Annotated in this window: 10 protein-coding genes and 2 tRNA genes; 11 read left to right on the plus strand and 1 reads right to left on the minus strand. The window is 67.2% G+C overall.

The features are described 5' to 3' along the window. Positions 1-61 precede the first annotated feature (61 nt). From N800_RS11485 to N800_RS15410, 10 genes are all read left to right on the plus strand, one after another. Positions 62-562, plus strand: a complete 501-nt coding sequence (locus N800_RS11485) for a CinA family protein (RefSeq protein ID WP_036138599.1) — start codon at positions 62-64, stop codon at positions 560-562. Positions 563-638: 76 nt separating this feature from the next. After that, positions 639-1,331: a transcriptional repressor LexA gene (gene lexA / locus N800_RS11490; RefSeq protein ID WP_036138601.1), complete on the plus strand. Its 693-nt coding sequence runs from the start codon at positions 639-641 to the stop codon at positions 1,329-1,331. A gap of 196 nt (positions 1,332-1,527) precedes the next feature. Beyond that, on the plus strand, positions 1,528-2,565 hold the full coding sequence (gene recA, locus N800_RS11495) for a recombinase RecA (RefSeq protein WP_036138602.1): 1,038 nt from the start codon (positions 1,528-1,530) through the stop codon (positions 2,563-2,565). Positions 2,566-2,607: 42 nt separating this feature from the next. Beyond that, positions 2,608-3,123, plus strand: coding sequence for a recombination regulator RecX (gene recX, locus N800_RS11500; RefSeq protein ID WP_036138605.1), 516 nt, complete (start codon positions 2,608-2,610; stop codon positions 3,121-3,123). 258 nt (positions 3,124-3,381) lie between these two features. Next, entirely contained in the window at positions 3,382-6,015 is a 2,634-nt protein-coding gene (alaS, locus tag N800_RS11505) for an alanine--tRNA ligase (RefSeq protein WP_036138608.1), read from the plus strand. Between the two features lie 137 nt (positions 6,016-6,152). Next, positions 6,153-6,356 carry a carbon storage regulator CsrA gene (gene csrA / locus N800_RS11510; protein WP_036138610.1) on the plus strand — a complete coding sequence of 68 codons (204 nt, stop codon included), beginning with the start codon at positions 6,153-6,155 and terminating at the stop codon, positions 6,354-6,356. Positions 6,357-6,423: 67 nt separating this feature from the next. Continuing rightward, positions 6,424-6,516 (plus strand) — tRNA-Ser (locus tag N800_RS11515). A 117-nt stretch (positions 6,517-6,633) separates the two neighbouring features. Next, positions 6,634-6,710, plus strand: a tRNA-Arg gene (locus N800_RS11520). Positions 6,711-6,852: 142 nt separating this feature from the next. Beyond that, on the plus strand, positions 6,853-7,503 hold the full coding sequence (locus N800_RS11525) for a trimeric intracellular cation channel family protein (protein ID WP_036138640.1): 651 nt from the start codon (positions 6,853-6,855) through the stop codon (positions 7,501-7,503). Positions 7,504-7,588: 85 nt separating this feature from the next. Beyond that, positions 7,589-8,764 carry a GGDEF domain-containing protein gene (locus tag N800_RS15410; protein WP_156962977.1) on the plus strand — a complete coding sequence of 392 codons (1,176 nt, stop codon included), beginning with the start codon at positions 7,589-7,591 and terminating at the stop codon, positions 8,762-8,764. Here N800_RS15410 and N800_RS11535 read toward each other — a convergent pair. Next, positions 8,741-11,218: a cation-translocating P-type ATPase gene (locus tag N800_RS11535; RefSeq protein ID WP_052108189.1), complete on the minus strand. Its 2,478-nt coding sequence runs from the start codon at positions 11,216-11,218 to the stop codon at positions 8,741-8,743. The genes N800_RS15410 and N800_RS11535 overlap by 24 nt on opposite strands. A gap of 90 nt (positions 11,219-11,308) precedes the next feature. Between N800_RS11535 and N800_RS11540 the strand changes: the two genes are divergently transcribed. Then, on the plus strand, positions 11,309-12,034 hold the full coding sequence (locus tag N800_RS11540) for a phosphoribosyltransferase (RefSeq protein ID WP_198032535.1): 726 nt from the start codon (positions 11,309-11,311) through the stop codon (positions 12,032-12,034). Positions 12,035-12,117 lie beyond the last annotated feature (83 nt).

Raw genomic sequence — 12,117 nt, forward strand, 5'->3', positions numbered from 1 at the left:
ACACCCGCGTCGAGTCAGGCGCGGGTGTCGGCCTTGGCGGTCGAGCCGGTATAGTCGCCGCATGAACGTCGATGTCTCCGATGCCGCGCTGCGCACGCTGGCCGAACAGGTAGGCCATAACGCGCAGGCCAACCACCAGACCCTGGTCACCGCCGAAAGCTGCACGGGCGGCTGGATTGCCAAAACCCTGACCGATATTGCCGGTTCGTCCTCGTGGTTCGAGTGTGGCATGGCGGCCTACAGCTACGAGGCCAAGCAGGCCTTGCTCGGCGTCCGCCCGCAGACGCTTGAGGAGCATGGCGCGGTGAGCCGCGACACCGTCATTGAGATGGTGTCCGGTGCGCTGGTCCACTCGGGGGCGACCGTCGGCGTCGCTGTCACGGGCATCGCCGGACCGGGCGGTGGGACCGACGACAAGCCGGTCGGTACCGTCTGGATTGCGTGGAAGAAGCGCGGTGGCTACCCCACTGCGGTGGTGTTCCATTTCGACGGTGACCGCGAGGCCGTGCGCCGGCAGACGGTGGCCGCGGCGCTGCACGGGTTGCTCGACCTGATGAACTGAGGGGCGGGCAGGGCAGGCGGCTCCACCGTCCCAGGGGTGCTTGCACCGCGTCGTCGTTAGTAGTATTACTACTAACATGCACATCACCGACACCCAGCACGCGATTCTCGAACTGGTTGCCACACGCATCGCGCGTGACGGCATGCCCCCGTCGCAGACCGAGATCGCGGCGGCGATGGGGTTCAGCAGCGTCCGGGCGGCGCAGTACCACCTGGAAGCCCTGGAGCAGGCTGGCGCCATTCGCAAGGTGCCCGGCAAGGCCCGCGGCCTGCGCCTCACCGAGGTGGGCCTCGCGGCGCTCGGCCAAGGCTTGGATGGTGGTGAGGAGGGCGCGGCGGACGTGTCGATTGCCGCCCCGGTCACGGCCGAAGGCATCCCCGGTGACGCGCTCCGCCTCCCCGTGTTGGGACAGGTGGCCGCGGGGCGCCCCATCGGTGCCGACATCGGTTCGGACGATTACGTGCTGCTGGACCGGGTGTTCTTCTCGCCGGCGCCCGACTACCTGCTCAAGGTCAAGGGCGACTCGATGGTGGACGAGGGCATCTTCGACGGCGACCTGATCGGCGTGCACCGCACTCCGGACGCCCGTTCGGGCCAGATCGTGGTGGCGCGGGTGGATAACGAGATCACCGTGAAGCTGCTGAAGATCGGCCGTGACCGCATCCGGTTGCTGCCGCGCAACCCGGATTACGAACCGATCGAGGTTTCCCCCGATCAGGAGTTCGCCATCGAAGGCCTGTACTGCGGCCTGGTGAGGCCGAACCGTTGAGCGCGCGGCCGATGATCGCCCGCGGAACTTCCCACGTTACGACGCGGCATTTTCCGACATTGCGGTCCGTCGCCTGCTGCTGCCGCCGGCGAGGATGCTTGCCTAACCTTTCCTGCAGGCGGTGAGGTCTCAGCCTGTGCGACCCGCCGCCCTTAAAGTGCCCCCAACATACGAAATGCCACCAAGGAACCTGACGATGGACGAGAACAAGAAGCGCGCCCTTTCCGCTGCCCTGGGCCAGATCGAGAAGCAGTTCGGCAAGGGTTCGGTGATCCGCATGGGTGACCGCGCGGTTGAAGCTGCCGAGGTCATCGGCACCGGTTCGCTGATGCTCGACATCGCGCTGGGCATCGGTGGCCTGCCCAAGGGTCGCGTGGTCGAGATCTACGGACCGGAGTCGTCGGGCAAGACCACGCTGACCCTGCAGGCCATCGCCGAGTGCCAGAAGCAGGGCGGTACCGCGGCCTTCATCGACGCCGAGCACGCGCTGGACCCGATCTATGCAGGCAAGCTGGGCGTCAACATCGACGACCTGCTGGTCTCGCAGCCGGACACCGGCGAGCAGGCACTGGAAATCGCCGACATGCTGGTCCGCTCCAATGCGGTGGATATGGTGGTGGTCGACTCGGTCGCCGCGCTGACCCCCAAGGCCGAAATCGAAGGCGAAATGGGCGACCAGCTGCCCGGTCTGCAGGCCCGCCTGATGAGCCAGGCACTGCGCAAGCTGACCGGCAACATCAAGCGTTCCAACTGCCTGGTGATTTTCATCAACCAGCTGCGCATGAAGATCGGCGTGATGATGCCTGGCCAGAGCCCGGAAACCACCACCGGCGGCAATGCGCTGAAGTTCTACGCCTCGGTGCGCTTGGACATCCGCCGCATCGGCGCGATCAAGAAGGGCGACGAGATCATCGGCAACCAGACCCGCATCAAGGTGGTGAAGAACAAGATGGCGCCGCCGTTCAAGCAGATCGTCACCGAGATTCTGTACGGCGAAGGCATCTCCCGCGAGGGCGAGCTGATCGACATGGGCGTGGAAGCCAAGCTGGTCGACAAGTCCGGTGCCTGGTACAGCATGGGCGATGAGCGCATCGGCCAGGGCAAGGAGAACGCTCGCCAGTACCTCAAGGACAACCCGGCGCTGTCCCAGCGTTTGGAGGCGGCATTGCGCGAGAAATTCGTGCCGGCCGACGCGCGCCGCGATGAAGACGATGCCGCAGGCCAGGACGACTGAGCCTCGGTGGCGGAAACTCGCCATGGAAGGCGATGAGGCGCCATGAGCACGGATGATCAGGGCCCGGGTGACGGCCAGCGCGCGGCCCGCGCCCGCCGCAAGAGGCCCGAACCGACGCCGCTTCAGCGGGCCATAGGCCTGCTGAACCGGCGCGAGCACTCGCGTCGGGAGCTCACCCGCAAGCTCAAGGTCCGGGGAATTGAGCCGGATGCCGCCGACGCCGCTGTCGAACGCCTCGCCCATGAGGGCTGGCAGGACGACGCCCGTTTCGCTGAAAGCCTGGTCCGTAGCCGCTCTGGCAGCGGCTACGGACCGCTTCACATCCGCGCGGAGCTGGGCACCCATGGCCTGGACCGGGACGCGGTTGCCGCCGCCCTCGGTACCTTCGATGGCAGTTGGGACGCCAATGCCCGCGACCTGGTGCGTCGTCGCTACGGAACGGAGGCGCTGTCCGACCTGGCCGCCCGTCGCAAGGCCGCCGATTTCCTGGCCCGCCGCGGCTTCGACGCCGACACTGTCCGCCGCGCCACCCGCTACGACCCCGACGACGTCGAGTAGCCGCTTCGCTCCTTAGGCCCCGCGCCCGGCGGTCCCCCGGTTTCCCGCTTGGCGCGCATCGGGCAGGGGCGGCAACCAAGCGGATAACGGGCCGCGACTTGCGGCCCCTGCCCGGAGGGCGCCCCTCAGCCAACCCCCAACCTGCTACGCTAATCGGCTATTCCGGCCCCCGTTGCCTGCTCGAATCGATTGCCCCATCGTGGCACTCGGCCCGGGCCGACCCGGTGCCGCCCCAGCATTCGACTCTGCGTGCCAGGCATGAAAACCACCAGCGACATCCGCCGCGACTTCCTCGAGTTCTTCCGCAGCAAGGGCCACACCATCGTGCCGTCCGCGCCGCTGATCCCGGCCAACGACCCGACCCTGCTGTTCACCAATTCGGGCATGGTCCAGTTCAAGAACGTGTTCCTGGGCAGCGAGAAGCCCGGTTACGTGCGCGCGGCCGACGTCCAGCGCTGCCTGCGTGCCGGCGGCAAGCACAACGATCTCGACCAGGTGGGCTACACCGCCCGCCACCACACCTTTTTCGAGATGCTGGGCAACTGGTCGTTCGGTGACTACTTCAAGGAAGAGGCCATCGCGTGGGCATGGGAGCTGCTGACCAAGGTCTGGGGCCTGGCCCCGGAGCGACTGCTGGTCACGATCTACCACACCGATGACGAAGCTTTCGACATCTGGCACAAGAAGATCGGCTTGCCCGTCGACCGCATCATCCGCATCGGCGACAACAAGGGCGCGCCGTATGCCTCCGACAACTTCTGGCAGATGGCCGACACCGGCCCCTGCGGCCCCTGCACCGAGATCTTCTATGACCACGGCGAGCACATCGCCGGCGGTCCGCCGGGCAGCCCGGACGAGGACGGCGACCGCTTCATCGAGATCTGGAACAACGTCTTCATGCAGTTCGACCGCCAGCCCGACGGCACCCTGGTGCCGCTGCCGGCGCCGTGCGTCGACACCGGCATGGGACTGGAGCGCCTGGCCGCCGTGCTGCAGGGCGTGCACGGCAATTACGACATCGACCTGTTCCAGCACCTGATCCGCAAGGCCGCCGAGTTCACCGGCACTGGCGACCTGCAGAACAAGTCGCTGCGCGTCATCGCCGACCACATCCGCGCCTGCGCGTTCCTGATCGTTGACGGCGTGCTGCCGAGCAACGAAGGCCGCGGCTACGTCCTGCGCCGCATCATCCGCCGCGCCCTGCGCCACGGCTGGATGCTGGGGCAGAAGGGCCCGTTCTTCAGTCGCATGGTCGCACCGCTGGTCGCGGTGATGGGGGACGCCTACCCCGAGCTCACCGCCAACCAGGAGTTCGTGGAGAAAGCACTGCAGGCCGAGGAAGAGCGCTTCGCCGAGACGCTCGACTCGGGCATGCGCATCTTCGACGATGTCGCCGCGCGCTCCAGTGGAGTCATTCCCGGCGCCGACGCCTTCCGCCTGTACGACACCTACGGCTTCCCGGTTGACCTCACCGCCGACATCGCCCGCGAGCGAGGCCTCTCGGTGGACATGGACGGATTCGAGGCCGCCATGGAACACCAGCGTGAGACCGCTCGTGCCGCCGGCAAGTTCGGTAACACCACCACCATGCCGGCCGAACTGGCTGCGCAACTGTCGCCCACCCAGTTCCTGGGCTATGACAAGCTCACCGACGGCGGCCTCGAAGTCGTCGCGCTGCTCAAGGACGGCCGCGTGGTTGATGCCATCGAGGCCGGCGACGAGGCCGTGGTCATCCTCGACCGCACCCCGTTCTATGCCGAAAGTGGTGGCCAGGTCGGCGACGCCGGCGAACTGGACGAGAAGGGCAGCCGCTTCCAGGTGCGTGACACGCTGAAGTTCGCCGGCCAGTTCCATGGACACGTGGGCAAGCAGCTCAACGGCGGGCTCAAGCGCGGAGACCGCGTCATGGGTGCCGTTGATGCCGCCCGCCGCGGCGCCACCGTACTCAACCACTCGGCCACCCACCTGCTGCACGCCGCGCTGCGCAGCGTGCTGGGCACCCACGTGACCCAGAAGGGCTCGCTGGTGGCGCCGGAACGCCTGCGCTTTGACTTCTCGCACTTCCAGCCGCTGACCGCCGCCGAACTCGCCGAGATCGAACGTCGCGTCAACGCCGAGATCCGCCACAACCATGAGGCCGAAGTGCGGCACATGGGCATGCAGGATGCGCTGGACTTTGGCGCAATGGCGCTGTTCGGCGAGAAGTACGGCGACGAAGTGCGCGTGCTGCGCATGGGCGAGACTTCCACCGAGCTGTGCGGCGGTACCCACGTTTCACGCACTGGCGACATCGGCGTGTTCAAGATCGTGTCCGAAGGCGGTGTTTCCGCCGGCGTGCGTCGCATCGAGGCGCTTACCGGGCAGGGAGCGCTGGACTACATCGCCACCGAGGAACAGCGCCTGGACGAAGCGGCGCGGTTGCTGGGGGGCAATGCGGCCGACGTCGCCGACAAGCTCAAGGCCTTGTTGGACCGCCAGAAGAAGCTCGAGCGCGAGATCGAGGCCCTCAAGGCCAAGGCTGCCTCGGGTGCGACCGCGGATTTGGCCGGTTCGGCCACCGACGTGCGTGGTGTGCGGGTAATAGCCACGCGACTGGAGGGATTCGATGCGAAGGCTTTGCGCGACGCGATGGATCGGCTCAAGCAGCAATTGGGGGACGCGGTGATCGTGCTGGCGGGTGCAACCGACGGCAAGGCGGCCTTGGTGGCCGGCGTGGCGGGCAATGCCTTGGGCCGGATCAAGGCAGGGGAACTGCTGGGTCACATCGCCGGTCAGATCAATGGCAAGGGCGGTGGCCGGCCGGACATGGCCCAGGGCGGCGGCGACGACGGCCCGGCACTTATGTCGGCCTTGGCAGCCGTGCCGACTTGGGTGGATGATCGGTTGTCCTGACTGGTTGGTGACCGGGTCGCTTGTCCAAGGCCGCCCGGGCATTGATAATTGACGACTTGCCCGAAATTCGGAAAGCCCCGGCGAGCGGGGCGTAACGCGCCGGTCCCTGGAATGGAACTGGCCTAGGAGAAAGACAGATGCTTATCCTGACGCGCCGCGTCGGCGAAACCCTGATGATCGGTGACTCCGTCACCGTCACTGTGCTTGGGGTGAAGGGCAACCAGGTTCGTATCGGTATCACCGCGCCGAAGGATGTGGCGGTCCATCGCGAAGAGATCTATCAGCGCATCCAGCAGGGCAATGACGCCGGTAACGGTGGCGCCGGTAACGAGCAAGGCTGATAAAAAAAGTTTGCCCCGGGCGGGCCGAGCGTTTATGCTCTGCGCCCCGCGAGGGAGTGTTTGTCGCGGAGACTTGCCCGAGAGGCCGAAGGGGCTCCCCTGCTAAGGGAGTATAGGGTCAAAAGCTCTATCGAGGGTTCGAATCCCTCAGTCTCCGCCAGTTCCATCCATCGTCCATCGATGGCTTTTTCCGAGGCGCTTTGCATCACGCGACGGAAAAAAGCGGTAACGAAATTGTTGACGATTCGGAAAATCGGCGTCATACTTTTTCAACTACGCGCCCGTAGCTCAGCTGGATAGAGCACCAGGCTACGAACTTGGGGGTCGGAGGTTCGAATCCTTCCGGGCGCGCCAAACAAAGAAAAAGGCTGGCAAGGAAACTTGCCGGCCTTTTTTCTTTTTCGCACCATGCGGGCGTCGTCCTGAGTGCAGCTTTCGCCGCATGCAGGCATGATCCAGCGCGATGGCAACCGCCATCGGGCACGAACCCGGTGACATGGACCTGATCCTCATCCTCGACCTCTTCGGCACGTTCGTGTTCGCGCTCAGCGGCGCGACCGTGGGTGTCCGGCATCGGCTGGACCTGTTCGGGGTGATGGTGCTGTCCTTCGCGGCAGCGACATCCGGCGGGTTGATACGCGATGCGCTGATCGGTGCACATCCGCCCGCGGCACTGGCGGACTGGCGCTATGTGGCGGTGTGTGCACTGGCGGGCCTGGTGACGTTCTACCGTCACGGTTTGATCGAACGATTGCGCAACCCGGTGCGCATGTTCGATGCCGCGGGTCTGGCGTTGTTTGCGGTGCTGGGTGCGGAGAAGGCGCTGGCCTACGGCCTGGGTGCGGTGTCGGCTGTACTGCTCGGCACGTTGTCCGGTATCGGCGGCGGTATCGCGCGCGATGTGCTGGTGGCGCGCACGCCCGTGGTGTTGCACTCGGAGTTGTACGCGGTGGCCGCCATTGTCGGGGCATCGGTGGTGGTGATCGGGCATGGGTTGGCATGGCCCAACGTGCCGGTGCTGCTTGCAGGCGCGATGTTGACCTTCGGCCTGCGCTTCATGGCGATCTGGCGAGGCTGGAGCCTGCCGGTCGCAGCCGGCGCGCCTGTGGACGACGAGCAGCGCAACGACCCGCCCGGGCACCGCTGAGGCACCGTCCGAAGGGCTGGTGGTGGGTTGAGGTGTACTCTTGGCCTTGCCGGCCGTTGCCGGCATGCTGGGATGGCCCGCAACGATGCCCAGTCGTGACAGCCGGCGAGACCGTTGGTGGGTGGACACCGGACGCCAGACGTTCTGGGCCACGCTGCAGCATCCCCGTCGCTTCTGGTTTGGCGGTGATCTGGACACGCTGCCACCCGACAAGCGCGATGGACTGATCGCGGCGCAGGTGGAGGCAACACGACCGGCGTTCTCCGCGATCGTGGGCACCGGTGGACTGGTACTGCTGCTCGCGGGCGTTCTGGAGGCCGCGGGTGCGACGACCGGTATCGGCTATGGGGCAGCGCTGACGCTCGCCGCGGCATGCGGCGTGATAGCGATGGCCGTCGCGTTGTGGCGATTGCAGAAGTGGCCGACGCGGCTGACGTTGGCGCTGGTCGCCACGGCCGTCACGGGCGTGTTCCTTTCGGTGCCTTTGCCCGGGGTTCCGGTCGACGTGCACGCCCGCGTGGGGCTGTTCAACCTGATCCCCATCGGCCTGCTGGCGCTGCTCGTGCGTCCCTTGGCCACGTGGCTGCTGGTGGCGGTCTTCCTGCTGGTGGCGTTGTTGCGGGTCATGATGCATGGCGCACCGCCGGGTGGCCCGTGGCTGTACTGGTTGTACACCGTGGCGATCATCGCGTTCGGGCTGCTGCTGCGCGGTTACCGCACCGGGTTCGCGGTGGAGGCGTATCGCGTGCGCCACCAATTGTGGGAACAAGCCAACACCGACGCGCTGACCGGCGTGTTCAACCGTGCGGGATGGAACCGCATGGTCGTGTTGCACTACCACACCGCAGTGGAGGCCGGGCGGCCGGTGTCGCTGGCGTTCTTCGACGTGGATCATTTCAAACGCATCAATGACACGTGGGGCCACGAGCGCGGCGACGAAGTGCTGCAGGCCTTGGGGCGTGTATTGCACGCGCGCCAGGATGACCGCGTGTGGGCTGCCCGCATGGGCGGGGAAGAGTTCGTCGTGCTGCTGGTGGATACCCCTCCCGAGGCGGTGGAGCGGTTCTGCCATCGCGTGTGCGAGAGCTTTGCCGAGGCGATCGGTGGCATTGGCACGCTGAGTGCGGGCATTGCCCATGGTGTGGCCGGCGAGACGCTGGCCCAGCACCTGCATCGCGCGGATGCAGCGCTTTACCAGGCCAAGCACCTGGGTCGCGACCGCGTCGAGGTGGATGCGTCAGGTCGCGCCAGCGTCGACTGACATCGCGGTCGTCTTTCGGCGGGTGGTCCATTGCTGCAGCACATCCATCGCCACCACCGCCATCATCGGCAATGCCACGGCCACGGCGAGCAGGTCGCCGCCCGGTGGCGCGAACCGGAACCAGCCCGCGACCACGGGGTGGAGGATGGCGGCCGCGAGCAACGTACTGGTGGCGCCCACCACGATCCAGAATGCCGCGTTGGGGATGCGCAGGGCACGCCATAGCGAGCCACCGGAGCGGTGGAGCAGGATCAGGCCCAGGTTGCCCACGACAAGCGACGTGAACGCCAACGCCGACACCTGGGGGTGCGGCGCTCCCGCGCGCACGGCGATCGTGTACGTGGCCACCACCGTGGCCAACATCACCACGCCGCGGCCCAACGCATGCAGCAGGGTGATGCGATCCAGCAGCCGTTGCCCAGGGGGGCGTGGCGCGCGGCGCATCAGGTCATTGGTAGGCGGCTCGCGTTCCAGCACGATGGAGCAGGCTGGATCGATGATCAGCTCAAGGAACACCACGTGCAGAGGCAGCAGCACCGGGGGGCTTCCCGCCAGCAACGGGAGCAAGGCCAGCCCGGTGATCGGCACGTGCACGGCCAGGATGTAGCGCACCGCGCGGGCGATGTTGTCGTAGATGCTGCGACCGAGGCGAATGGCGCGCACGACGCTGACGAAGTTGTCGTCCAGCAGCACGATCGACGCGGCCTCGCGAGCAACGTCCGTGCCGCGTCCGCCCATCGCGATGCCCACGTGCGCTGCCATCAGGGCCGGCGCGTCATTTACGCCGTCCCCCGTCATCGCCACCACCTCGCCGCGCTGCTTGAGTGCCTGCACCAGGCGCAACTTGTGCTCCGGGCGCACGCGCGCGAACACCGCGGTGGTGCCGAGGTGCTGCGCCAGCGCGCTGTCATCCCAGCCGTCGACGTCGGCGCCGTGCACGACGTCGGCCTGGTGGGATATGCCTGCCTGGGCGGCAATGGCACGCGCCGTGCCCGCATGGTCGCCGGTCATCATCACCACGCGTACGCCAGCGGTTTGTGCTTCGGCCACTGCCTCGGGGACGGCATCGCGCAGTGGATCGGCAAACGCAATCAACCCACGCCACTGCAAGCGGAACCCTGTCGGCTCCTCGGGCAATTCGGCCGTGGCCGATCCTGGCAGTTCGCCCACGGCCGTGGCGAGGACACGCAGGCCGCGCTGGGTCATCGCCTCCATCCGTTCGTGCAGGTCGGTGAGCTGAGCGTCGTCGAGCCCGCATAGTTGGGCAATCGTTTCCGGGGCGCCCTTGGCGGCCACGACCAGCCGGTCGTTGTCGCGGTGCCACACCTGCACATAGGCCGGCAGGCGGCTCGACAGCGGATATTCGCGAAGCCGCTGCCATCCCGCCGGCTCCGGCGCTTCGCCCGCACGTTGGGCCGCGTCGAGCACGGCGCGATCGACCGGATCATGCGACATCGGTGGGCAGGCGAGGGCGGCGGTGGCGATGAGTTGGCCGGTACCCGTGTCGTCCAACTCGGCGACCGCCATGCGGTTCTCGGTCAGCGTGCCGGTCTTGTCCGTGCACAGCACCGTGATCGCGCCGAGCGCTTCGATCGCCGGGGCGCGCCTCACCAGGGCATTGTGTTTGGCCATGCGCCACGCACCCAGCGCGAGAAACACCGTCAACACCACCGGAAACTCTTCCGGGATGTTGGCCATGGCCAAGGTGATGCCGGACAGCACCGCCCCCAGCCAGTCGCCGCGCAACAGGCCATACAGCACCACCATCAGCACGCAGGTGGCCAGGCTCAACAGCGCGAAGACGGCCACCGTGCGACGCATCTCGCGCTGCAAGGGAGTGCGCTCGACCTGCAGGGTGGACAGGGTCGTGCCGATCCGGCCGACGGCGGTCTGTGCGCCCGTGGCAACCACCTCGGCGCTGCCACGGCCGCGCACCACCAGCGTGCTGGCATGCAGCAGGCCATCGCCGCCGGCGGGACGCGCCACCGCCACGGATTCGCCGGTCAACAAGGATTCGTCCACGTGCAGGTCTGCGCCTTCCAGCACGCGGGCATCGGCGGGTACCCGGTCGCCCTCGGCCACCAGGATGACGTCACCGACAACCAACTCCCGGGCCGGCACCACGCACGCGACGCCGTCGCGCAGCACGTGCGCGCGCGGGCTGCTCAGGTCGCGCAGGGCCTGCAGGGCGCGTTCGGACTTGTATTCCTGGTAGACGGTCAGGCCAATCACCAGCCCGACCGAGGCGAGCAGCAGGCTGGCTTCCTGCGGGTCGCCCAACAGCATGTAGATGCCGGCGGCCGCAGCCAGCAGCAACAGCATCGGCTCGCGCAGCACGTCAAAGAGGATCGCCCAGCGCCGCTTGCGCCCGGATTCGGGAAGGGCATTGGGGCCGTCGCGTTGCAGGCGGGCGGTGGCTTCGTTGGTTGTCAGTCCCGGCATGCGATCGGTCATGGCCCTGCTGTCCTGCAGTATCCGCACACCCTTGCCGCGGCGCTTGATGGGCATCAAGACACGGTGCCGCCACGGGTGCAAGATGACACCATGGCCATGCTGCCATTCCGTGACCGCGAGGATGCCGCGCACCGCCTGGCGAAGGTGTTGTCGGCACACGCGCCCGCGCATCCCCTGGTGCTGGCCATTCCGCGGGGCGCAGTGCCGATGGGGCGGATCATTGCAGACGCGTTGGGCGGTGACCTGGACGTGGTCCTGGTCCGCAAGCTGGGCGCGCCGTACAACCCCGAACTGGCGGTCGGTGCGGTGGATGAGGTCGGACACGTGACCTGGGCCCACGACGGCGAACTAATGGAAGGGGTGGGCCGGGACTACCTGGATCGCGAGACCCTACGTCAGCTTGCCGTGATCCGCGAGCGTCGCCGGAGCTATTGCGGCGGACGCCCGGCCATGTCGATGGCGGGGCGCACGGTCATCGTCGTGGACGACGGGCTGGCCACCGGGGCCACGATGGCGGCCGCCCTGCGCGCCGCCCGGCAGGCGGGGCCGGCGCACCTGGTCTGTGCCGTCCCTGTAGCCGCACGGGAGAGCTTGATGGCCATTGCCCCACTGGCCGATGAGGTGGTCTGCCTGGCCCAGCCCAGCCCCTTCCATGCGGTCGGCGCCTTCTACGAAGCGTTCGCCTCCGTCACCGACGAGGAGGTCGTGGCGGCACTGCGGGGGCTAGGCAACGCAAGGTCCCGGCAAGAGGTCCGTTGTACCCATCCGTGGCCTCGGTTGCGCCAGATTCGCGATGGGGGTCGCACTATCGCCTAATTGACTGTGCCGATTCAGTTGGCTGAGTATTGAAAATCAACCACTTGCCTCGCCAATGAGACTTCGGCGGACATTTGCCCGGC

It is taken from the genome of Lysobacter daejeonensis GH1-9 (genome assembly GCF_000768355.1).
Taxonomy (GTDB): domain Bacteria; phylum Pseudomonadota; class Gammaproteobacteria; order Xanthomonadales; family Xanthomonadaceae; genus Aerolutibacter; species Aerolutibacter daejeonensis.

Bases quoted from the DNA above. Each gene is read 5' to 3' on its own strand.
- recX (WP_036138605.1), top strand. From the start codon at position 2,608: ATGAGCACGGATGATCAGGGCCCGGGTGACGGCCAGCGCGCGGCCCGC.
- lexA (WP_036138601.1), top strand. From the start codon at position 639: ATGCACATCACCGACACCCAGCACGCGATTCTCGAACTGGTTGCCACA.
- N800_RS15410 (WP_156962977.1), top strand. From the start codon at position 7,589: ATGCCCAGTCGTGACAGCCGGCGAGACCGTTGGTGGGTGGACACCGGA.
- N800_RS11525 (WP_036138640.1), top strand. From the start codon at position 6,853: ATGGACCTGATCCTCATCCTCGACCTCTTCGGCACGTTCGTGTTCGCG.
- alaS (WP_036138608.1), top strand. From the start codon at position 3,382: ATGAAAACCACCAGCGACATCCGCCGCGACTTCCTCGAGTTCTTCCGC.
- N800_RS11485 (WP_036138599.1), top strand. From the start codon at position 62: ATGAACGTCGATGTCTCCGATGCCGCGCTGCGCACGCTGGCCGAACAG.
- recA (WP_036138602.1), top strand. From the start codon at position 1,528: ATGGACGAGAACAAGAAGCGCGCCCTTTCCGCTGCCCTGGGCCAGATC.
- csrA (WP_036138610.1), top strand. From the start codon at position 6,153: ATGCTTATCCTGACGCGCCGCGTCGGCGAAACCCTGATGATCGGTGAC.
- N800_RS11540 (WP_198032535.1), top strand. From the start codon at position 11,309: ATGGCCATGCTGCCATTCCGTGACCGCGAGGATGCCGCGCACCGCCTG.
- N800_RS11535 (WP_052108189.1), bottom strand. From the start codon at position 11,218: ATGACCGATCGCATGCCGGGACTGACAACCAACGAAGCCACCGCCCGC.